Below are 23,578 nucleotides of genomic sequence, written 5' to 3'. Positions count from 1 at the left end.
GCCGGAGCATCGATACCAGCGACACTGCCATAATCCGCTAAAAATGAGTAGGTTAAAAATGATGATAAACCAGCCTGCCCGGTCGGGGCATTTTATTTAAGCAGGCGAGTCAGGGAAGGAAAGCGTTCATGGAGTGAGGCCGGACAAGTCCGGCCTTGAAGATGGCATCAGGCGTCAAACGGGTCACGCAGAATCATCGTCTCACTACGATCCGGGCCAGTAGAGATAATATCTACCGGTACACCCGTGACCGCTTCAACGCGCCTGATATAGTCGCGCGCAGCCTGCGGAAGACCTTCAAGGGTCTTCACACCAAAGGTGTTTTCACTCCAGCCAGGCATGGTTTCATAAACCGGCTCTATACCTTCCCAACCTTCCGCCGCCAGTGGGGTTGTGGTCACTTCACGGCCATCCGGCATCCGGTAGGCCACGCAGATTTTCACTTCTTTCAGGCCATCCAGCACATCCAGTTTAGTCATGCAAAAACCAGAAAGAGAGTTAATTTGCACCGCACGACGTACCGCAACCGCATCCAGCCAGCCAGTGCGACGCCGCCGTCCCGTGGTGGCACCAAACTCGTTACCTTTCGCACACAGGAACTCACCGGTTTCATCAAACAGCTCGGTGGGGAAAGGACCTGCACCAACGCGCGTAGAGTAAGCCTTAACGATACCCAGTACGTAATCCACGTAACGAGGACCGATTCCTGAACCGGTTGCCACGCCACCCGCGGTGGTATTGGAAGAAGTCACGTAAGGATAGGTGCCGTGGTCAATATCAAGCAGCGTGCCCTGGGCACCTTCGAACATGATCAGGTCGCCATTTTTACGCGCGTTGTCCAGCAGTTCAGAAACATCAACGACCATGCCGGTCAGGATATCGGCTACCGCCATCATATCACTGAGCACGTTGTCGTAATCGACCGCCTCTTCTTTGTAGTAGTTCACCAGCTGGAAGTTATGATATTCCATCACTTCCTTCAGCTTGGCGGCGAAACCTTCCTTGTTGAAAAGATCGCCCACACGCAGGCCACGGCGGGCAACTTTATCTTCGTAAGCCGGACCGATTCCGCGTCCGGTGGTACCTATCGCTTTCGCGCCACGTGCTTTTTCACGCGCAACGTCCAGCGCAACGTGATATTCCAGAATCAGCGGACAGGCTTCAGAAATGAACAGACGTTCGCGCACAGGGAAACCGCGTTCTTCCAGACCTTTCATCTCTTTCATCAGCGCCGCAGGAGACAACACCACACCGTTGCCGATGATGCTGGTGACGTTTTCACGCAGGATGCCAGAGGGAATTAAGTGGAGGACGGTTTTCTCACCGTTGATGACTAGCGTATGGCCAGCGTTATGGCCGCCTTGATAGCGCACAACATATTTTGCACGTTCCGTCAGGAGGTCAACAATCTTACCTTTACCTTCGTCACCCCATTGGGTGCCCAGTACGACAACGTTCTTACCCATTTATCCAAATCACCGATTGCTTAAAAATGGATTCTACCATCGTAAAAATCGTCTTTCAGCTCTTTTAGTATACGATTGCGTACTTTTTTGCTGGTGCAGTGAGTACGCTAAACGCGCGATTTTACATTTAACTGCCACCGTTACGGACACTGACCATGTAGTATATAACGGCACCCGCCACGACCAGCCCACCGCCAAAACGACGCAGAAGCGCATCCGGTAACTGTGCCATTGTCAGAATGAACCGACGCCAGATACGCGGGAACAGCACCGGGCCAAGCCCTTCCAAAATAAGCACCAATGCCAGTGCCATCCATATAGTTGTTTTCATAGAACGATAAGGGTCTGGAAAAAAGAGCCACAGTATGCCACGGCTTTCCGGCGTTCTGCCCGGAGAAAATGAAAGATTTCTTCAAAGCGTTGCGCTAAGGCTTCATTCCTGTTTTTACCAAAAAGAAACTGGCACCGCAGGCGGCAGAATAAAAACGCGCTGAGAACACAGGCTGCATGCTTGACCTGTGGATACCAAAAGACCGGTTCAGGACACTGTTTTGCTGGCGCTGCATTTATCCCTGAATAAATCTCCCACTAAAAAAGGCTGGCGGGTCCTCCAGTTCAGTCATCTGCTGGCAGTAAAGGGACGATATCGGGAATATGGTTGCCCCGACCAGATATAAAAAAGCCGGGAATATCGCTATTCCCGGCTGATGTCACTGCCAGCGCGATCAGTGACTGTTGATACTGCTCGCTGGCGATTTCATAAAGCGGAAGAAGTCGCTGTCCGGGCTGAGTACCATCACATCCTGATTGCTTCTGAAACTGTTTTCATAAGCACGCAGGCTGCGGATAAAGGCGTAAAAATCCGGGTCCTGGCTGAACGCATCAGCAAACAATTTAGCCGCTTCAGCATCCCCTTCACCACGGGTGATCAGTGCGGTACGCTGAGCTTCTGCCAGGGTGTGGGTGACTTCATAGTCTGCCGTTGCCCGCAGTTTTTCTGCCTCTTCCTGCCCCTGTGAGCGCTGGCTTCGCGCGACCGCTTCACGTTCTGCGCGCATACGGTTGTAGATCGCATCTGACACTTCGGTCGGCAGATTGATCTGTTTTATACGGACATCCACCACCTGAATACCCAGCGCCGCCATACTGTTCGGATTAACCGCAGGCTCTTTACCGGTCGTCTCTCGATCCACACGGGCGGCTACAGAGGCAATAGCATCATCTGCTGCCGGTGTCGCTACCTCGTCATCCTGACCGGCACTTCCGGCGTTGAGTACGTCCCGGACATCCGTGGTTAAACGCCCTCGGGAATCAGTGACAATCTCTTTTACATCAAGACGTCCGATCTCTGAACGGAGCCGGTCACTGAACTTACGCTTCAACAGCACTTCAGCCTGAGAAACATCTCCACCGCCTGTCGCCAGATAGTAACGACTGAAGTCGCTAATCCGCCATTTGATATAAGAATCAACGATCAGGTCTTTTTTCTCTTTGGTCACAAAGCGGTCTGCCTGGTTATCCATGGTCTGAATACGGGCATCCAGTGACTGGACCGATTCCATGAAGGGGATCTTAAAGTGCAGACCCGGCTCATACACCAGTGGCTTATTTTCACCATCACGTACAACCTTGCCGAAACGCATCACGATCCCGCGTTGGCCTTCCTGTACAACAAACAGTGACGTATACAGCACCACCAGTACAGCAATCAGCACTATGATTAATGGCTTACGCATCGCTTACTCCCCCCCTGCGCGCTGGGTATCGCTGCGCTGAGCATTTGCCCGACGCTGATCCATGAAACTGGCAGACATGTTCGAAAAATTGCCGCTGCTGCTGGCCGGAGGCATACGGAGCAGATTATTGCTACTGCTGTCCTGCGGAGTACTGGTTTTCGTCGTGTTCTGACCACGCATTAGCTGATCCAGTGGCAACATCATCAGGTTGTTACCCTTGTCGTTTATCAGCACTTTACGGGTATGGCTGAGCACCCGCTCCATAGTTTCAATATACAGACGTTCACGGGTGATCTGCGGAGCAGATTTATACTCCGGTAGGATCCTTGCGAAGCGATCAACCTCACCCTGCGCTTCCAGCACAGTACGGGTTTTATAAGCGCGCGCCTCTTCCAGGATGCGCTGCGCCTGGCCATTCGCCCGTGGCTGAACTTCATTGGCATAAGCTTCCGCTTCACGTACATACTGTTCACGGTTTTCCCGTGCGGCAATTGCATCATCAAACGACGCTTTCACCTCTTCCGGTGGACGTGCAGCCTGGAAGTTGACATCAAGCAGGGTAATACCCATGTCGTATGGCCGAATAGTTTCTTCCAGCTCACGTTGCGTGTCGCTACGAACCACGGTACGGCCTTCAGTCAGAATACGGTCCATGGTGGAACGGCCGATCACTCCGCGCAATGCGCTGTCGGTGGCCTGACGCAGGCTGTCATCTGCACTGGTCACCGCAAACAAATAGCGTTCCGGGTTAGTCACGCGATACTGCACGTTCATTTCCACCCGCACGACGTTTTCATCCGACGTCAGCATCGTGCCTGACGCGGCCAGTTCACGAACGGCTTCAACATTTACCGCCCGGACCCGATCGATAAAGGTGGGTTTCCAGTTCAGGCCTGGCTCCACCAGATGACTGAATTTACCAAAGCGCGTTACCACCCCACGCTCTGCTTCTTTGATGGTATAGAAACCACTCCCTGCCCAAATCACCACGGCAGCAACCACCACGAAACCGATCGCCCGGCCACCAAAACCTGGGGTTTTCTGCCCACCACTCTTATCGCCGCCAAAACCGCCCAGCTTTTTGCTCAGCTTGCGAAAAATATCATCCAAATCAGGAGGCCCCTTGTCGCGTCCCCCTTTGTTACCCCCGGAGTTGCCGCCTTGATTATTGCTGCTTCCCCACGGGTCGCGGTCTTGTCCGTTATTACCGGGCTGATTCCACGCCATGTTTATACTCCATTAATAGTGTGTGCGGTGTTGCCCCAGGCAGGGACAGGCATCAGGCAAAATCGGCTAAACAATGTAATTCACCAGCTCAGGCTCCTGTTTACACAGTCTCCGCCAGTCGACAACAGGCATACGTACAGCCAGGCCTACGCTACCATCATCGTCATTCCATTCTTTTTCAATCGCCTGCAACTGATAAAAACGGCTGCGTAACCGCCCTGCTTCAGGCGGCAAACGTAATGCATATTCGGCAATTTCTCCTGCCAGCCGCTCGGTCAGCGCCTGGAACAACAGGGGAATGCCCTCGCCCGTTTGCGCGGACAGCCATACGCGAACAGGCAAATTCTCTTCGTTACGATCAATCCTTGGAACAAAGTCCTCCAGCATGTCGATTTTATTCATCACGTGCAGGGTGGGGATTTCATCAGACTCGATCTCTGTCAGTACATCTTCCACCGCCGCGATGTTCTCGTTAATGCGCAAATCCGCCGCATCAATCACATGCAGCAGTAGCGTTGCCTGACGGGTTTCCTGTAAGGTCGCTTTAAAAGCGGCGACCAGATCATGCGGCAGATGACGGATAAAACCCACCGTATCAGCCAGTACCACCTCACCCACATCAGCTACATCCAGCCGACGAAGCGTCGGGTCCAGCGTAGCGAACAGCTGATCGGCAGCATACACGTCTGCCGATGTCAGACAGTTAAACAGGGTTGATTTACCCGCATTGGTGTAGCCGACCAGCGAAATGGTGGGTACATCCGCTTTATTACGGGCCTGCCTGCCCTGCTCGCGCTGCTTCTCCACGCGTTCAAGACGTGAGAGGATCAGGGTGATTCGGTTACGCAGTAAGCGGCGATCGGTTTCCAGCTGAGTTTCCCCCGGTCCACGAAGACCAATCCCCCCTTTCTGGCGTTCAAGGTGCGTCCAACCGCGAACCAGGCGCGTGGCAAGATGGCGAAGCTGAGCCAGTTCCACCTGCAATTTACCTTCATGGGTCCGCGCACGCTGGGCAAAAATGTCCAGGATTAAACCAGTACGGTCGATGACACGGCACTGGCACAACGCTTCCAGATTGCGCTCCTGGGCAGGACTTAGGGAATGATCGAAGAGTACGACAGATGCACCGCTGGCTTTCACCGCTTCAGCAATCTCAACCGCCTTTCCTTCGCCAACAAAATATTTGGGATGTGGCGCCTTGCGACTGCCTGTTACCACACACAGCGCGTTAACGCCCGCAGAAGATACCAGGCTTTCAAATTCCTGTAGATCTTCGGTATCTTTTTCCTGGGAAAAATAGATATGCACCAGTACGGCCTGTTCACCAGCATCATAACGGTCAAACAAACTTGTAACCTCTCAGAACCTTGTTGCAACTGCTGCGCGATGGCCACACCGTGTAAAAATCAGAGTCAAATGCGTATTAAATAACGTATTGAGAGCATGGTCTCACCCACCTTGATGGTGATGGGCCAGACCGGACGAACGGAAGATAATCAGGACGGGAGGATGAAACTCAGTATGACCCGTCCTGAAAAAACAGTACTTACTCTGCGTCTTCACCGTCTTGCTGAGGCTGAGCAGAAGCCCCCTGATTACTGCCACCATGATGATAGTTACTGCTCCCGCCACCCGCATTATTACTATGATGGGAAACCGGACGGGACGGAACAACGGTAGAGATAGCGTGTTTGTAAACCATCTGGCTCACCGTGTTCTTCAATAAAATAACAAATTGATCAAACGACTCGATCTGCCCCTGCAGTTTGATACCGTTTACCAAATAGATCGAAACCGGAACACGTTCACGACGCAGTGCGTTCAGGAACGGATCTTGCAATGATTGCCCCTTAGCCATTCTATCTTTTCCTTATATGTTTGTTGTTTACTACCTGAGGGCCTTTGCCCTGAAATACTGCCTAAAAATTCGCGCACTATAACGTATCAATTGTACACAATCACCCAGGCTTCGCACTAAGAACCTGTAACACAGTGGTCAGCGCGGCATCATGATGTTCACTATCCAGCCAGTGAACGTCATCCCAGCCACGAAGCCATGTCATCTGACGCTTAGCCAGTTGCCGGGTGGCACAAATTCCCCGATAAACCATCTCATCGTAATCAATTTCACCCGCCAGATATGACCACATCTGGCGGTAACCGACGCAACGAACGGAGGGCATGTCCGTGTGCAAATCACCCCGGGCATACAGCATCCGGGCCTCTGCTTCAAATCCGCACGCTAACATCTGCTGAAAACGCAACGCAATACGTTGGTGAATAAGTTCACGCGCCGAAGGTGCAATCGCAAACTGAACCACATCATAGGGTAGCGTTTCACCCGCTGTTTTAGTCAGTTCCGTTAAAGTTTTACCCGAAATAAAAAAAACTTCCAGTGCTCGCGAGAGCCGCTGGGGATCATTCGGATGAATACGATTTCCAGCAACAGGATCGATAACACACAACTGACGATGAAGGGCATCCCAGCCTTGTTCTGTCGCCATCTGCTCAATACGCTGGCGTACCTGCGGATCGGCCGGGGGCAACGGCGACAATCCATCCAGTAACGCCTTGTAGTAGAGCATCGTGCCGCCAACAAGCAGCGGAACCCGCCCGCTTCGGGTGATTTGTGCCATTTCAGCCAACGCATCCCGGCGAAATTCTGCAACAGAGTAGGCCTCCGCGGGATCGCGGATATCCAGCAACCGATGCGGCGCAAGCCGACGTTCCTGGGCCGATGGTTTGGCGGTGCCAATATCCATCCCCCGATAAATCAGGGCTGAATCAACACTGATCAACTCGACCGGCAGCCTTTGACGTAAAGCTATCGCCAGTGCCGTCTTCCCGGAAGCCGTTGGCCCCATCAAAAATATAGCCCTGGGCCGGCCAGCCTTACACATTTCACTCATGCTTCAGGGCACTCATCGCCTGTTCAATATCAAGAGACTGCAATAATCCGGGAGGCGGCGAGGTAATCAGCTGCGGGCAGAGTCTCTCAACTTCAGCCAGCAACGCTATCGCCTGCGAGTGATTCCAACATGTCTGCTCAGTCACCGAATAGCGCGCCAACCATTGCGCCACCTGGGTTGCCGACACATTATGCTGTTGGGCGAGATAGCCTAACAGGTCTGGAATCAAGTTTTGTAAATTTTGTTGGCGTAATGGTAAAGGCACGGCACGCAGCGTGACATGCTGGCCATCAGGTAAAAGCTCAATCCCCATCTGAAGCAGTAGCGTCGCATAACGTTCAACCGCGTCACGTTCAGAGGTTTCCATCCTGATGCGCACCGGGATCAGCAGCGGCTGAGGTTTCAGCCCCTCTTTACCCGGTTCCAGCTGTGCTTCCTTCAGCCAGCGCTGCGCTACCACCAGCGAGATCAACGCCAGACGATCTTTCACCTCGACCACCGCATAATTTTCATGCAGTACCGTCAGTACCCGACCAAAGCTCTGGCTGTGACCGCTTAACGGAGCCTGCCCCGTATCTGACAACGCTGAATGATTTTTTTCAGCGGCAGTCTGCGCCGTTGTCCGATCCGACAACGGCGGAGTGTGTAACAATTTTTGGTAAGCGATGCCTTCACGCTTCTGATAAGCAGGCGTCTGATGCTGCCATCCCTTCTGCGGGACATTTTCGCCTGTGGAGGTCTTCGCCTGCCAGCTGGCGGGGGTACTCTCTCTCGCCACGGGTGATTTCGCTGAAGGCGGGGAAGAAAAATGGTTACTGCCTGCTGCCTGACGGTTTTCAGGCTGCCAGCGCGCGACCGGCTCCTCAATCGTGGGCAGCATTTCAGATCCGGTTTGCTGAAGTGCGCTGCTTACGCCCTGATAAATGAAGTCATGCACCAGCCGGGATTGATGGAAACGCACTTCGTGCTTGGCAGGATGCACGTTAACATCCACCTGATGGGGATCAATTTGCAGATAAAGCACGTACGCCGCCTGATTTTCCTCAGTCAACTTGTCCTGATAGGCCTGGCGGATGGCATGATTAATCAGGCGGTCGCGCATCATGCGTCCATTAACATAGCAATATTGCAAATCCGTCACGTTACGGGATCCGGCCGGGTCGACTACCCAGCCACTCAGGCTCAGGTCACCATGCTGCCATTCAATTGCCAGCGCATGATTAAGAAAAGCCGTGCCGCAAATGGCACCCAGACGCCGCTCACGCTGACTGTTTTCAGTTACGGCACGATATTGTCGCACCAGCTTACCGTTATGACTGAGCGAAAAAGCCACATCAAAGCGTGCCAGCGCGATACGACGAATGATTTCATCAATATGAGTAAACTCGGTTTTTTCGGTACGCATAAATTTGCGGCGGGCGGGCGTGTTATAAAACAGGTCCAGAACCTCCAGCGTACTGCCTGGCGGGTGAGCAGCCGGTTTGATGCTGACCTCCATATTTCGTCCTTCGGCATAAGCCTGCCAGGCTTCGGTTTGCTCCGCCGTGCGTGAGGTCAGCATCAGACGTGATACCGAACTGATACTGGCCAGCGCTTCTCCCCGAAAACCGAGGCTCATAATGGCTTCCAAATCGTCGAGAGTGGCGATTTTACTGGTGGCATGACGGGCCAGCGCCATGGCCAGCTCTTCTTTACGAATGCCGCAGCCGTTGTCACGAATACGGATCAGTTTTGCTCCGCCTTTTTCGATCTCAATATCAATCCGCGTCGCCCCAGCGTCCAGGCTGTTTTCTACCAGCTCTTTCACCACCGATGCGGGACGCTCCACCACTTCGCCTGCAGCTATCTGGTTAGCCAGCTGGGGGGGTAACACCTGAATTGGCATAAATGAGGCTCCTTGCTGTTTATACAAGCGGCACGGGTGACGACAATCGCGACGAAATAAGGGACATTTATCCGTTCTGTGGTCACGATGTCGGAATAATCAACGTCTGGCCCAGCATCACATTTTGCGACTTCATGCTATTTGCCTGCTGGATCGCCTTCGGGCTGATGCCATAACGTGCCGCAATCGCCGTCAGCGAATCACCACGCACGACTTTATGTCTGACGGGCTTTTTTGCTGCCACGGCACTGCCCGTTGATGTGCCACTTCCCGCTGGCACTTTCAACCGTTGCCCCACCCAAACCACATCTTTTTTTAGTGAATTCATCGTTCGCAACGTCGCGCTACTGACACCATAGTGGGCGGCAATGCCTGACAGGGTTTCACCCCGCTTTACCACATGGCGCACTATCGCGCCTGAGTATTGCGTCGTTACCGTCGCTGGATTGGGCTGAACATTAACCACCGTTGCGGGCTGCAACGGGCGGTTTTCCTCCTTTGGGACAGATTGCAGCGGATGCGCCAGGAAGTAGTTACGAAGCCCTTTATAGATAGACTCCGCAATCTTCTGCTGGTAAGCGCTACTGCCAAGCAGCCGCTCCTCCGAAGGATTACTGATAAAACCGGTTTCCACCAGCAATGAAGGAATATCCGGCGAACGCAACACGCCCAAACTTGCATGTTCCGGGCGACGTTTGTGCAGTGCGCCGACGCGCTGAAGCTGGGCGATGACTTTCACCGCAACGTCATAGCCAACCCGTTGGGAGTGACCAAATTGTAAATCCAGCACCGCCTGGCTGAGATAAGGATCCGCCTGGCTGTTAGCCAGTAAGTCACCGGCTCCGCCCAGCAGCTCAGACTGCTTTTCATGCTGTTCAAGCCAGCCCGCCATTTCACTGTTGGCGCGCCGGTTGGACAACACCCACACCGATGCACCGGATGCACTGCGGCTGGGGGCCGAATCAGCATGGATCGACACCAGCAGATTGGCGTTTTGCTTACGTGCCACATCGGATCGGCCCATCACCGAAATAAAGTAGTCACCATCCCGCGTCATGACACCTTTGAACATGGGATCGGCGTTCAGCAGCGCCTTCAGCTTGCGGGCAATCGCGATCGTGACATTTTTCTCTTTCAGGCCACCGCCACCAATTGCGCCGGGATCCTGTCCACCGTGACCGGCATCAATCGCCACAATCACCACATCGTTGGCCGACCGGGCCGTCCGGGCTGGCGCAATCACAGAAGCATCACTGCTCACCGCGGTGACTGGATTCGCCTTAAAAGGATTGGCCGCCGGATCGGCAGCGGCCGGGCGGGAAACCGAACTGATTTCAGCAGAGGACGATAAAGATTTCGCCGGATGCGTCCCACTGATAGTGAATACCACGTTATAATCATTGCCCTTGCGTTGCGTTACCGCACGGGTTTTGGCTGGCTGCGTCAGCTCAAGTACCAGACGAATACTTTGGCTGTCTTTTGGCTGACTTGAGCGGATACGCTTAACGATGTTCTCACCACTGAAGCTCAGAGGCAGCCCCTTCACCACGCCACTTTGGCGGATGTCCAGCACCACACGATCGGGATTGTGCAGCGGGAAAAAACCGTAAACCGGCTGACCGTTGAAGCTAAACGTCACGGTGGCCTGGTTATCACCGTTGGACACGTGAATATCGGCCAGATTCGCCGCCAGGCTGGAAAAAGCCGTCAGTAACAGTACCACCAAAAAACCACACTTCACCCGTAACATCATGCACAACCCTTTTCCATCGCCACCTGCTTAACCATCATCTCGCCAATCGCAGAGCAGGCTTTTAGCTCAGCCTGACGTGCCCGCCGATCATAACGAAGATGCAGTTCCATGTCCGGTGTAGGCAGAATCCCCGTGCCCTGCTGCGGCCATTCAATCAGGCAGATACTGTCAGCGGTGAAATAGTCACGAATGCCCATAAACTCAAGTTCTTCCGGGTCGGCAAGGCGATAGAGATCGAAATGGTATACCCGATGTTCAGGCAGAATATAAGGCTCGACCAGCGTATAGGTCGGGCTTTTGACGTTTCCCTGATGCCCCAGCGCATGTAGATAACCACGACTGAAGGTGGTTTTCCCCGCACCGAGATCGCCATAAAGATAGAGGGTGACGCCGTTCACGCTGACGCGTGCCAGGCTGGCCCCCAGAGCCAGGGTGGCAGCCTCATCGGACAATGTAATTACGCAGGTCTTCATTATTTTCTATTCGGGATCTCAGGATTGACAAACAGATGCAGTTCGGAAAACAGGTCGCTCGCTAGCATGCCTCGCTGACCGGTCCGTTTTGAGGCCTCTTCCGCGGCGGCACCGTGGACAACACTCCCGGCACAGGCCGCATCATACAGCGAGAGTTTTTGGCCCAACAGGCTGCCGATAATACCGGAGAGAAGGTCACCCATCCCCCCCGTCGCCATGCCCGCATTACCCACATCGGCGAACGCCAACTGTCCCGCCTCGCTGGCAATCAGCGTCCCGGCACCTTTTAATACCACAACGCCACCGTAGCGCTTTACCAAACACCGGGCAGAGTGTAAGCGGTCACTCTCAACTTCATCCGTACTGATATTAAGTAACCTTGCCGCTTCGCCCGGATGCGGCGTAATGATTCGATTCTGACGTTTATCTGGGCTGATTGCCAGCAGGTTGAGCGCATCAGCATCCCAAAGCATGGGTTTCTGGGAATTTTCTACCTTTTTCAGGGCATTTTTACCCCAATCCTCCTGACCAAGCCCCGGACCAATGACGATAACATCAGCCCACGCCAGCGCATCATCCAACGTGCGCATACTCAGTTCGTCTACCATCAATTCAGGTCTGGCGGTCAGCAGGGGGGTAATATTATGTTTGTGAGTGAGCACTCGCACAAGGCCTGCACCTGCACGTAACGCTGCTTCACCCGCCAAACGGACGGCACCGGCCGTACCATGATCGCCGCCAATAATCACCAACTTACCATGATCACCTTTGTGCGATGTCGGCCTGCGTGGATGGAACCAATGGGTAAGGTAAGTGGTGTCATAGCGGGCAAACGGTGCAGTCTGTTCGCTCAGCCAGCAGTGTAGATTCAACCCGTCATAGTGCAGTTTTCCGACATAATCGCGTGCTTTACCAGTGAGTAAGCCGGGTTTCAGAGCAACAAATGTCAGGGTGTGATCGGCAACTATCACTTTGCCGGGTGCAGTGCCGTCAGCCGCAACTAACCCGGAAGGGATATCCACGGCAAAAATGGTTGCCGGATGCGCGTTGGCGCGTGCAATCAATGTCTGACAGGTTTCTTCGGGAGCGTTCTTCAGGCCTGTTCCTAACAGCGCATCAACAATAACCTCTACGTTTTCTGGCCAGCTGATGGCAGGATGGTGAATGACGCCTCCCGCCGCCAGCCAGGCATCATATGCATGCTGTGCTTCTTCAGGCAACGATCTCCTGCCTTCACAGGCAATCACGGTGACCGTTATTCCTGCGGCCTGCGCCAGCCGGGCGACAACAAAACCATCCCCACCATTGTTGCCATGCCCACAGAGGATCAGCCAATGTCGTTTGTCCGGCCACAGCGATTGAATCTGGCGGAATACCGCCTCACCGGCGCGCTTCATCAACTCATACAGCGTGATACCAAAGGCATCAGCCGCATCGCGCTCAAGTTGCGCTATCCCCTCCGCAGGCCACACAGAATAGGGTAAATCTGATGAATCATTTTGCTGGCTCAGGTTATTCATGTCGCATCCTCTCGATCGCTGTCAACTTGTGCGAAATAGTAAACGGTGGGGGCAGCAACCTGGCGTTCAGCAGCCAGGTTGTGATACCAGATTTGAGTCTGGAAGAGCCGTACATGCTGGCATGGCTTGAAAACAGTATCACGGCGAGATGGCGTGGATGGCACGATGCGCATTCGCCCCGACTAACCGCAACCTGGCACGCTGCGAGTAAAACACGTACTGCATTATCTGCCTGCCAACGTGGTCGTTGCCAGTACCCTGTAAATCCACGACTGAGCTATGCTGGCCGTTATTATCACAAAGTATTGCGCAATTGCCTGAAAAAGCCTGTTAACGTGCTCCGCGAACCGGGTTAAAAGGTGAAAGTGCAGAATACCGCCCTTTTGTCGGTTTGTTTCCGGTGATGAGCAGGTCGCGGACGGTGAAAGCCGGACCAGGCTGGGCTGGAAAACATTCTCTGGTTCTCAACCGTACAGCGGTTGCTGGTTTTTCCCGATGAACTGCTGATAACGTTGCCATTGCCGGTCAATACACCGCAACAGAAGCCGTGTTGCCGTTGTAACCTGTCTCACCACCTGCCCAACCGGAGCCATTGTCGAACCTGATGTTATCGATGCAAGACACTGTGACTCCTGTCTGACGATTGAGTTGGAGCAGCAATCCCGGAAGCGTTCCGCCACTTATTGGCAACAGCATCGTGGCCGCGATAGCTGCCAGCCGATCTGCCCAAGGGGTCGCTACAGCCAACTGACCGATGAGGATAACTCAGCTCACAAGCCGTATTGCACTCACCTCCGTTAACCAGCTGTTTGCCAGGAACGAAGCAACTTTTTACGTGTTATACAAGGCTTCGCCATTCACCGCACAGGACATCTTCGCGGGGCGCGTAACGTCGCGGTGGCTAATGCCCTGGTCGGCGAATAATGTAGCAACACTGACCGCCGGGTCGGATGAGAATGAGAGGCTGAATGAGCACATTCCCCTGGCGTTTGCACGTCAGCATGCCGTTCAGGCTAAAAGCGCTATTAAGGTACAGAGTGGGCAGCAGAAACGACTGTAGCAGACGATAGCACGGGAATAACCACGGGATGCCAGGCAGGTCTTACGCAGGTAATTCACCCGGCTAAGAGTTTTCCACATACTGTGCATAAAAATAAAAAGTTGTTGTCATTCAACTGTCACAGAAAGTACAAGCGATTCACGCAACAATTTGAAGTATTTTTTTCCTTTTATAAACAAACACTTGAATTATTTTCGTAAAAAAGCATGTACACAGGAAGCTCACCTTATCGCAGCGGGTTCTGTGGATAACTCTGTTGAAGAATGTCAATTTGAGTTCAAACATCAGGTGGCATTGTCGTGACAGACAACGAGTGCAAAAGGGAGTTTTTTGAAAAACTGGAGCGGGAAACGAGACTCGAACTCGCGACCCCGACCTTGGCAAGGTCGTGCTCTACCAACTGAGCTATTCCCGCAAAGAAAGGTACGTATTGTTACTGTTTTTTAAATGCAAATCAAATCTAACTTATTGATTTATATTACTTTTAATTTCAACAGTAATCTAACGTGTTGCATTATGGACCGATCGCCCGGCGTTGACAAGTTTTTTCTTTCATTGCGGCAATATCGGACTTAAATGAAACACGATGACCGGCTACGGTCAGTAACCAAGCAAAAAAATGCGCCCCGGAGTCCGGGGCGCACAGGGGATCTGGTTGAATCCTCAGTCAGATCATAAAACAAGATTACTCAATAATCTGATTATCCATTAATGGCTTCCATTTAGTGGCGGCATCGCTTTCATTCGCAGGCTTCACGGATGCACTATCAGAGGACAATGCCTTAGCCTGTGCCGGTGAATTATTGGCCGGTCTGGCGTTACCCGCATAATTTCCACTGATTGACGAAGAACTGCCCGGCCCACCAATGATGGGTTTGGCCGGTTGGACAGTGGGCCACTTCTTAACGCCATTAGAACCAGATGAGGATGAGGCCCCATCACTGGCAGAATTATTGCTGGTATTGCTCGCTGCGGTCCGATTTGCGGCGGGTGAATTATTGGCCGGTCTGGTATGGCCCGCATAATTTCCTCCAATGGATGAAGAGCTGCCCGGTCCACCAATGATGGGTTTGGACGGTTGGACGGTTGGCCACTTCTTAGCACCAGTATTACTTGTCTCGGAAGTACCGGTTGAGTCTTTCGAGACTGTCGGTTTTTGCAGCGTTGGTGCATCACTGCTGCCAGGCTTCTGAGTGGCATATTGTGAATTGTCTGTTGACGTCGGCTTCTGCGGCGTTTTTGCATCACTGCTGCCAGGCTTCTGGGTGGCATATTGTGAATTGTCCGTGGACTTCGACTTAGCCGACTTAGATGTATCACCAGAACTTTTCTTATTACTGGAACCGCTACCACCACCATCAGGAACAGACGAACCGGGATTGGTTTTACTATTCGTATTGGTCTTGGTTTTGTTGCTTGTATTATTTTTACTACTTGTATTTTTACTGGTTTTGCCACTCGTGCCGCCAGCGGTACTGTTTTTCTTCTTCGCTGAACCACCCAAAGTGAAGGAAATATCATTACCCGCCGTCACCTCATCTTTCGTTATCGTGGACATATTATCGGCGTCAGTATTGACATCGCCATTAACCGTATTGTTGGAAACATCAAAATTAATGGAACTTTTCTGTGTTTCCTTATAATCGATGGTATCTTCAGTAGTGTAATATCCATTGATATAGATATTACCTTTTGTGGAAATACCGCCACCGCCGCCAGCTGAATAACCACTTGAATCAACGCTATCATTAACTTCGGTCACATTAATGCTGCCACCAACATCCATCGTTCCTGATTGGGTATCGGAAATAATATGAGAACCCGCAAGATTCGCATCCCCTCCAACCTTAATATTCACATTCCCTGAACTGTGAATACCCGATTGCTGATTAGTCAGCTTACTTTCATAAGAAGACTCACTTACACCATAACCCGCTTCAATATTAGGAAGCAGACCATTGGTAGTGACAGATAATCCTCCTGATACATGATAATTATAGCCCTCAGAGCGTTCAGAGTAAGTATCCTGAACTGAGCTGACAGATAGATCTCCAGCAACATCCACATCAACCTGATCCGCTGAAATATTCGCACCCGACATCGTCATGTCGCCTTTTACTTTGACATTCACGTTGGCAGCATTCATTTCAGAATTAGTGTACGTTTTAGCATCAGTTTGAGATTCAGAGCTACTCTCGGAATAACTATAGGATGAACCTACCCCTGCACCTGAAATGGCTGCGCCGCCGCTAAATGCTAAATTAGCGTTTTGCGATACTGTGCTTGAAGACGCGGTATAGGAACTCTCCGCTGCACTTAAGGAAAAATCTCCGCCCACATCAAGATTGATATTGTTTGCATTAATGGCAACACCTTTCAAACTTGTATCGTTTTTGGAGGTGAAATTGATTGTGCCACCTGAAATATTGTTAATATTGTCTGTCTCACTGAGGGATGAACTTTTGGTCGTTGTGGATGACCAACCGGCACTCAATGAGCCTGCTACCAAATCATTATTGAGCAAATTGGTTACATCACCTGCTGCAGAGGCAGCCGTCAAACCGCCATCGATTTTCTTACCCTCCTGCGACTGCTCAACCAGATCCGCATTTTTCGCCAAGATATCAACAGGCGTACTGTTCGCCTCACCTTTGACACCAATGAACGTGGTAGTTACTTCCTCGGTCTTTTTAACAGTATCTCTGTATTTGGTTGAAGTAATGTTATCCGCAGAAAAATTCGCGGTTGCATCATCACCAACCGAAAGATCCATACCACCAATATCAAGTGTATTTCCTGCATTGATATTGGCACCATTGGCGAAATTGAAGTTGGCATTTTTGTAAGTTACCGAAGACTCTGTGGTCACGGTTTCGGTAGTTTTAAGGCCGGCTTCGAAATTCCCCGATGGTGCAATTTGTGCAGCACCCGCTTTTTTAGGAGCAGAAGCTGTTTTATCGTTCGAGGGACCGTTACTGGAATATCCACTGTCATCAGTATATTGATTGTATTTTTCTGTGCCTGTATCTATGGTTATCGAAGGAGTGTTACTGGAATACCCACTCTCATCAGTATATTGATCGTTTTCTTCCGTGCCTGTATCTATTGTTATTGAGGGAGTGTTACTGGAATATCCACTGTCATCAGTATATTGATCGTATTTTTCCATGCCTGTGTCTATTGTTGCAGAAGCGCTATCCGATATTGCAGAAGCGACATCCGCCCCCCCCTGATCCAATGAATCAAGAGAACTAACAGAGCCGCCCCCACTTGCACCGGGAACCTGATATTTGTAGCCGAAGGTCAGCTCAGATTCGGTGACACGCTGTTCGGAATGGCTAACGTCCTTCGACGCTTTGATAACCACATCGTTACCGGCAGTGATGCTGCTTGCATCAGCCTGGTAATCGCCACCGCTAAACACCACATCCTGTGCAGCATTCACAATAAAAGCACCGCCGGCATTCACCGAACTGGTTTTTGACGTGGCGTTCGCAGACGTGTTTTCTTCAGTACGGTATGACATCAAACCTGTTGCATCGTGTTGATAACTATAATCTGATGAAACCTCATGAATATCGTTGAAATTCACACTACCTTCGGTTGCACTGATGAATACTGAATCACCTGCCGTTAATCCAACGGCGGTGATATCAATATCTTTCGCCGTCATCTGTATTGAGCCGCCGGCAGTAATGCCATCATCATAAGCACCGATCAACTGATTACCCGCATCATCACGGCCAACGCTGGCAATAAGATTGATTTTGCCTTCCTCAGCAGAAAGAATGACATGCTCACCGGCAGAAATGCTGCTACCACTGTTATTGATGTCGCCCGAATTACTGGTAATCGCAACGGTCCCACCCGCAGAAATACCTGAATTCATGCCACTGCTGATATTGTTTACATCATTCTCTGCCGTCAGAACAGCGTGATTACCTGCCTTAATCACGGCATTGACATTGTTGATTTCACTAGCATCTATAATGACATTGGCACCGGCACTGACAATAGCTGCGCCAGTTTCACTGGCAACCTTGATTTCCTCAATGGTGCTGCTGGCCAAATAAATTCTTGGTACCAGCACATCAACACCATCAACAGACTCGGTGACAAACCAGACAATATCCTCAGTCAATCCCGCCATTTGCTCTTCAGTTAACGCGTTGCCAATAACAAAATCACTTGAGGCTGCCTGTTCGGCCGCATTATCGAAAAACATTTTGACCATATCGGCACCGTCCACGTTGTATTTAACACTAAAATACGTGCCAACGGAGTCGTTTACCTGACGGCGGATCAATTCAGAAATAAAGTAGTTATCACCAATCACCACGACAGGCTGGGTACTGTTATAACCCACTGCATCAAAGAAATACTTTGAGCCGTAGAATTGACTCTGATCGATCATTTCTATGCGAGTTTCATACATTGGAACAACGGTATTGGTTCCTTTTTCCGATGTTGAAATATTGGCCTCAAGAGCACCTACCGCATCAGTACGTCCATTAATTAACGAGGCGATATGATTGAGAAATTCCTGAGATTTCTCAAAAAGCGAATTAATTTCCAACAATTCGGAGATACCGGGAAGGGTACTGATCCCCATAGAAATTTCTGCCATCTTTTTCTTATTGAATGTAACTTCATATGACTGTTCAATAGTCGAGACGGTCTCTTCTCCAACGTTGACATCAACCGTTTTATTTTCAGTAATGCTGTTATCAATGCCTAAATCCAGACCATTATTAAAACTACCATCCTCGTGGACAAAATTACCCCCAGCAACAATGCTGGCGCTATCCGAAGGGAAGAGATATCTCTTTTTGGCTTTTAATTTTGCTTCAGTAATTGTTGTAACACTGGACTCACCGACATAGTCACCGAGATCTTCGTCCCACACATGAGAGCTGTTCACCTCATTTGCCGAAGCGGTAAGTTCCTGCCATGTGTTAACTAATACAGAATAATCATCCGCTTTCCAGGTTTGACCAAAAAGTCGGTTCATTATGTCATTTAAAAGAGTATGGCTATTAGCCAGTTCCTTCATAGCATTGACATATTTATATTTATCACCCGTTATTGTGCCGTCACCAAACACCAGATTTAACATATCATAAAGCGAGCTAAATTTGGACGAAACAGGTCTACCTCCCCCCATCACCGTCCAATGTTTATAGCTAAGCGTGATTTCAGATTTTAAATTGATATAATCGTAGAGTGATATTTCAAGGTATTTTGGTGCGTTGTAGAGATCACCACGAACAAACATGCTGCCACTCGACTGAATAAGTCCCCCCTCGTTATAAATAACGCCAGGTTTTTCATCTTCCTGATTAATATAGAGGTTACCACCTGATGATATTTCAGCCTGAGTGTCAAGAGCAATATCCGAAGTTAGGCCAGGGATAGTGATAGTGACTTCGTGGTATTTACACCAGGTGGCACAATTATCTCCCTCCTCGTGCTTTTTTGTACCAGTTTCACTTGCGCTGTAATCCCATTCATCGCCCTTATAAGTGCTCTGATTGTAGATTTTATTCGCATCAAGAAACATATTTTTTTCAGAGCGAATAATACCACCGTGATTATGAATAGTATCGGCAGTGAATGCTATCTGCCCTTGACTCAGGATATTACCCTTCAACTTATTCAAAATGGTATCAGTTGCATTAATAACAATGTTATTCATGGCAAAAATAAGTGCATTAGTGCTGTTTATGATATTTTCGGCAGCAAGATAAACATTTTCAAGACTGACAACCGCTTTGTTATTGGTAATGGACTTAGCATCAATCGACACTGTACTTTTTGACTCAATAGTCTTATCAATAGTCACATCGCCAGTGGTCTTGATGGCAAGCAAACCACCAGCACCGGCACCGATTACATTATAATCAGCATTATTGAAATCCCCTTGCAAATCAAGGAAAAGCATACGGTTACTCCAGATATAACCATCCTGACTGTTATCCAGCGCGCTGGTTTTCACTGTCAGATACCCGGCGTTATTGATACGACCTTCCTTATTGTCGATACTGTCAGAGGTAATTGTGCTGACACCATTACTGTTACCAGATGAAATATGGCCTTTATTAATCAGCGATTTTGCATTGATACTGTAATTTGCGCCATCAATAACACCGCCATCATTCAACAAGGAATCAGTGGTGACAGATAACGTATTGTCAGAGGCAAGGATAGCTTCATCACTGATACCGATCTGATTGGCATTAATTTTAAAATTATTATCTGAAATAATTTGCGACCCATAGCCACTGCTGATGAAATTCTCCACATCGAGGTCAATGTTATTTGCAGAGATATAAGTTGCAGCATCGTCCAGAGTTTGCAAAACGTCGTCAAATGAAAGAACATTTTTAAAGTCCTTAACCTCAGATGCTTTTATCGTACCGTCAGCAATCAGCCAGGCATAGTCACGATTAATAAAGCTGGAGACTTTTGATATGATAATATTCAGTGCAAAAACCTGTGCATACTGGCCTTTGTTTATGAAGCTATCCATGCCGTTAATCACCAGATTAAGGCCAGAAATTATCTTTGCAGCATTATCAAGCTTGTTAATTTCACTTAGGGTGATATTTCCTTCAGAATAAAGATAACTTTCATCACTATTTTCAACCGTATCGATATTAGTGATGCTGATTTTTTCCCTGGCGGAAATGATGGAGCTTGATAAATTCTTAAGGCTTTTTAAAGTATCAAAAATAACTGAACCATAGGTCGAGGAAATTTTTGCTGCATTATTATTTTCAAGTGAATTCACAGCTTTGAAATCGATGTTACCGGAAGCAGATATATTTCCAGACTCATTCTGAAGCAAGTCGATATTTGCTACATCGATATTACCATGAGATCCTAAGGTACCACTGTTGATTACATTACTGACATCACTTATTTTTAGTGCGCTACTTGCGATAATTTTCGCATTATTTCCATCATTTTTGAGCTTATCTGCCTGGCTAAAAGTAACATTATCCCCCTGGATAATACCATTATTGTTTTCAACTATCTTAACACCAGCAATAATAACATCACTGCCAGAAATAATGGTGGAGTCAGTGTTTTCCAGCGATGCTATGTCGGTAACATTAATATTGCCCGTCTGGCTTTGTATAAAAGCACCACCGCTGTTTTTAATTTTCAGCGTACCCTTATCCTTTCCATTGATATCCATTCCCTTACCGGCATAAATCACGGACTCACTACCACTGTTGACAAGCTCATCGTCAAGGGTAAGGGTGAGTTTACCTTCAGAAATGACTTTACTGTTATTCGTCAGATTCTTTGAAGTAACAGTCAATGAATCAGTAGTGCCTATGGTACCCTGATTAGTTAATGCCCCTGCTGTAACAATATCAGCAGTCTTTGACCTCACCGAGCCACTGTTAACAACGTCGGTATCTCCTGTTACCTTTATGGATATATTTCCCTTCTCAGCAACCACGTCACCTTTATTTCGCAGGGCGGTGCTAACTAACTTAATATCATCTGCATATATTTTTCCTGCATTTTCCAGGTCACCGGTAACAACAGCATCCACTGCTTGCGATGCATAAATATTACCGTCATTAGTCAGTTTTTTACCTGCGAGAGTCATCGAGCTACCCGCCTGAAACGTACCGCTATTATCAATCTGGTTTTGCATACGCAACGACAGATTACCTTCTTTGGTGATGACCACACCACTGTTCTTCACATTATCGGCGTCGAGAGAAATGCTGGCTTCAGCGTACAGATCGCCTTCATTAACCAGATCGCCTGAAAGCGCCATATCAACACGTTCACGGGCATAAATTTGCCCTGTATTTTCGACATCCTGGCTGTCAACAATCACAGCATGGGCGGATTGTATATCACCACTGTTATCGGTTTTAGTTTTTACTTTTAGCGATAAATCACCTTCGCTGGTGAGGATCACACCGCTATTGGTCAGATTTTCGGTGTTTACAGTAAGATTGCCTGCATACATGCTGCCAGTATTTTCCAGCGTGCCCAATGTGAGTTTCATGGCATCAGTGGTATAAATGATTCCGGCATTTTTAAACCGCCCTGCATTAAGTTGCACAGAACCACTGGCCTGAACCAGACCATTATTAATCAGAGAGTCAGTCAGGTTGAAAATCAAGTTACCTTTGCTGGTCATGATTGTTGACTGGTTGTTCTCCACCACGCCGGCATTGATATTAATGTCACCACTGGTGCTAATCAGATTAGCATCGGAATAGACTGTTGCATTAGCGATGACAGTCGATCCCACTTTGATGAGATATTTTCCATTACTGATAGTGACTACTGCATCCTGAATCTTATTACCATTGCTGTCGACAGCATAGAGTGAACCTTTGATCTGATAACGACCGGCGACATTTATTTCAATGCCAGGAATAGCGCCTGAACTACGGCTGCTGCTTTTTGCTATTAATACTGCGGCACTTTGCAACAGAGAAGCGGCATTGATACGAAGCTGCCCTGTTTCGGCAATAACATTGGCATTCAACTCCATATCGGCCAGAGCCGTGAGGATCACATCCCCCTGAGCTCCTATTCCACCGGTACCGGTTTCAGTATTGTTATTCAGATAAATACTTCTCCCAGCAACAGTAACGTTTTCCGTTTTACTGTTAAGGCTGGCAAGACGTATTTCACCATCAGCCGTAATTTCAATACTATTATTGCCAACAATGCTACCGGTATGGGTCACACCCGCACCAGTCTCGGTACTGATTAACTGAATTCTGTTACCGAACATGGACCCCAGATTGCTGCCACTGATCGCGACCTGAGGCGTCCCTTCTCCGGTCTTACTCCGCACCTGATGCGTGCGTGAAGGGGTATCATAATCATTCAGGCCGGTGACCACTTTCACATCGGCATTCCCGGAAATTTCTCCGGTAAGGCTGGCACTCCGGCTGACTATATCAAAATAACTAAGACCATCAGTATTAATACCGCGGCCTTCTACGGTGATATTTCCTTTCTCGACCGCCAGCTGTACGTTGCCGTTCTGGTCCAGACTGGCTTGTCCTGTGCTTAACGTCAGATTATTGGCATTAATTGTTGAAACACCATTGACTGTAATGCCATTTTCATTAGCAATAATCAGGTCGGCGCTGGCACCAAAAACTTCCATAGCACCGTTCAAATGGCTACCAGCAGCCCCGGTCACTTCATTCAGAATTACCTTTGCTTCATTACTTAATTGGCTATTTTTCATCGAAAAACCACCAATACTACTAACACCATCCTGCATGCTGTTATTAAAAATAACACCATCACTGCCAACATTAAACTGATTATATTTATTGTGTGAGACACCACTGGTATTAGGATCGTTAATGTTAATCAGCGGTGTACCATTAGCCGCAGAGGCAATACCGGGCCGACGCGAGGTGCTTTCATCGATAATAATTTCTGCAACGGATGTGTTCGGTATAATACTGGCCATCGCCAGTACCAGTGGCGAAACACGGAGCGAATGGCGTTTAAAACGACGATGTATCAATTTTTTTTTATGTTTCACAA

14 protein-coding genes and 1 tRNA gene are annotated in these 23,578 nt (G+C 49.4%); 2 read left to right on the top strand and 13 right to left on the bottom strand.

Annotated elements, in window-relative coordinates; all coding sequences use genetic code 11:
- Nucleotides 1–167: 167 nt before the first annotated feature.
- From EB241_RS11725 to nnr, 11 genes are all read right to left on the bottom strand, one after another.
- Entirely contained in the window at nucleotides 168–1,466 is a 1,299-nt protein-coding gene (locus EB241_RS11725) for an adenylosuccinate synthase (RefSeq protein WP_124233354.1), read from the bottom strand.
- Nucleotides 1,467–1,593: 127 nt separating this feature from the next.
- Nucleotides 1,594–1,797 carry a DUF2065 domain-containing protein gene (locus EB241_RS11720; protein ID WP_124233353.1) on the bottom strand — a complete coding sequence of 68 codons (204 nt, stop codon included), beginning with the start codon at nucleotides 1,795–1,797 and terminating at the stop codon, nucleotides 1,594–1,596.
- 394 nt (nucleotides 1,798–2,191) lie between these two features.
- Nucleotides 2,192–3,202 (bottom strand): protease modulator HflC, encoded by a 1,011-nt coding sequence (hflC, locus tag EB241_RS11715; RefSeq protein ID WP_124233352.1) that lies wholly within the window; start codon nucleotides 3,200–3,202, stop codon nucleotides 2,192–2,194.
- Between the two features lie 3 nt (nucleotides 3,203–3,205).
- A complete protein-coding gene (gene hflK, locus EB241_RS11710; RefSeq protein WP_124233351.1) occupies nucleotides 3,206–4,429 on the bottom strand; it encodes an FtsH protease activity modulator HflK in 1,224 nt (407 codons plus the stop codon).
- Nucleotides 4,430–4,495: 66 nt separating this feature from the next.
- The gene (gene hflX / locus EB241_RS11705; protein ID WP_124233350.1) at nucleotides 4,496–5,776 is read right to left on the bottom strand and encodes a ribosome rescue GTPase HflX; all 1,281 of its coding nucleotides are present in this window, start codon (nucleotides 5,774–5,776) and stop codon (nucleotides 4,496–4,498) included.
- A 199-nt stretch (nucleotides 5,777–5,975) separates the two neighbouring features.
- Nucleotides 5,976–6,287: an RNA chaperone Hfq gene (hfq, locus tag EB241_RS11700; protein WP_124233349.1), complete on the bottom strand. Its 312-nt coding sequence runs from the start codon at nucleotides 6,285–6,287 to the stop codon at nucleotides 5,976–5,978.
- A 100-nt stretch (nucleotides 6,288–6,387) separates the two neighbouring features.
- Nucleotides 6,388–7,338: a tRNA (adenosine(37)-N6)-dimethylallyltransferase MiaA gene (gene miaA / locus EB241_RS11695; RefSeq protein ID WP_124233348.1), complete on the bottom strand. Its 951-nt coding sequence runs from the start codon at nucleotides 7,336–7,338 to the stop codon at nucleotides 6,388–6,390.
- Nucleotides 7,331–9,223 carry a DNA mismatch repair endonuclease MutL gene (gene mutL, locus EB241_RS11690; RefSeq protein WP_124233347.1) on the bottom strand — a complete coding sequence of 631 codons (1,893 nt, stop codon included), beginning with the start codon at nucleotides 9,221–9,223 and terminating at the stop codon, nucleotides 7,331–7,333. The genes miaA and mutL overlap by 8 nt, the downstream gene beginning before the upstream one ends.
- Before the next feature lie 82 nt (nucleotides 9,224–9,305).
- The gene (gene amiB / locus EB241_RS11685; protein ID WP_407644273.1) at nucleotides 9,306–10,976 is read right to left on the bottom strand and encodes an N-acetylmuramoyl-L-alanine amidase AmiB; all 1,671 of its coding nucleotides are present in this window, start codon (nucleotides 10,974–10,976) and stop codon (nucleotides 9,306–9,308) included.
- Nucleotides 10,973–11,449 carry a tRNA (adenosine(37)-N6)-threonylcarbamoyltransferase complex ATPase subunit type 1 TsaE gene (tsaE, locus tag EB241_RS11680; protein ID WP_124233346.1) on the bottom strand — a complete coding sequence of 159 codons (477 nt, stop codon included), beginning with the start codon at nucleotides 11,447–11,449 and terminating at the stop codon, nucleotides 10,973–10,975. Before tsaE ends, amiB begins: the two co-directional genes overlap by 4 nt.
- Nucleotides 11,449–12,969: a bifunctional ADP-dependent NAD(P)H-hydrate dehydratase/NAD(P)H-hydrate epimerase gene (gene nnr / locus EB241_RS11675; RefSeq protein ID WP_124233345.1), complete on the bottom strand. Its 1,521-nt coding sequence runs from the start codon at nucleotides 12,967–12,969 to the stop codon at nucleotides 11,449–11,451. The genes tsaE and nnr overlap by 1 nt, the downstream gene beginning before the upstream one ends.
- A 591-nt stretch (nucleotides 12,970–13,560) precedes the next feature.
- On the opposite strand from nnr, the gene EB241_RS21980 reads away from it, so the two are divergent.
- The gene (locus EB241_RS21980; protein WP_407644276.1) at nucleotides 13,561–13,770 is read left to right on the top strand and encodes a hypothetical protein; all 210 of its coding nucleotides are present in this window, start codon (nucleotides 13,561–13,563) and stop codon (nucleotides 13,768–13,770) included.
- Between the two features lie 34 nt (nucleotides 13,771–13,804).
- On the top strand, nucleotides 13,805–14,029 hold the full coding sequence (locus EB241_RS21975; RefSeq protein WP_233592596.1) for a hypothetical protein: 225 nt from the start codon (nucleotides 13,805–13,807) through the stop codon (nucleotides 14,027–14,029).
- Nucleotides 14,030–14,368: 339 nt separating this feature from the next.
- On the opposite strand, the gene EB241_RS11665 is transcribed toward EB241_RS21975, so the two are convergent.
- A tRNA-Gly gene (locus EB241_RS11665) sits at nucleotides 14,369–14,444 on the bottom strand.
- A gap of 270 nt (nucleotides 14,445–14,714) precedes the next feature.
- Entirely contained in the window at nucleotides 14,715–23,576 is an 8,862-nt protein-coding gene (locus EB241_RS11660; RefSeq protein WP_124233344.1) for a two-partner secretion domain-containing protein, read from the bottom strand.
- Nucleotides 23,577–23,578 lie beyond the last annotated feature (2 nt).

Source organism: Erwinia psidii (genome assembly GCF_003846135.1).
GTDB lineage: Bacteria > Pseudomonadota > Gammaproteobacteria > Enterobacterales > Enterobacteriaceae > Erwinia > Erwinia psidii.
Note: the sequence above shows the minus strand (reverse complement) of the source record. Positions and strands in the feature narration are given on the sequence as shown.

Coding starts and splice junctions, on each gene's coding strand:
- EB241_RS11725 (WP_124233354.1), bottom strand. CDS start 1,466: ATGGGTAAGAACGTTGTCGTACTGGGCACCCAATGGGGTGACGAAGGT.
- EB241_RS11720 (WP_124233353.1), bottom strand. CDS start 1,797: ATGAAAACAACTATATGGATGGCACTGGCATTGGTGCTTATTTTGGAA.
- hflC (WP_124233352.1), bottom strand. CDS start 3,202: ATGCGTAAGCCATTAATCATAGTGCTGATTGCTGTACTGGTGGTGCTG.
- hflK (WP_124233351.1), bottom strand. CDS start 4,429: ATGGCGTGGAATCAGCCCGGTAATAACGGACAAGACCGCGACCCGTGG.
- hfq (WP_124233349.1), bottom strand. CDS start 6,287: ATGGCTAAGGGGCAATCATTGCAAGATCCGTTCCTGAACGCACTGCGT.
- miaA (WP_124233348.1), bottom strand. CDS start 7,338: ATGAGTGAAATGTGTAAGGCTGGCCGGCCCAGGGCTATATTTTTGATG.
- mutL (WP_124233347.1), bottom strand. CDS start 9,223: ATGCCAATTCAGGTGTTACCCCCCCAGCTGGCTAACCAGATAGCTGCA.
- amiB (WP_407644273.1), bottom strand. CDS start 10,976: ATGATGTTACGGGTGAAGTGTGGTTTTTTGGTGGTACTGTTACTGACG.
- tsaE (WP_124233346.1), bottom strand. CDS start 11,449: ATGAAGACCTGCGTAATTACATTGTCCGATGAGGCTGCCACCCTGGCT.
- nnr (WP_124233345.1), bottom strand. CDS start 12,969: ATGAATAACCTGAGCCAGCAAAATGATTCATCAGATTTACCCTATTCT.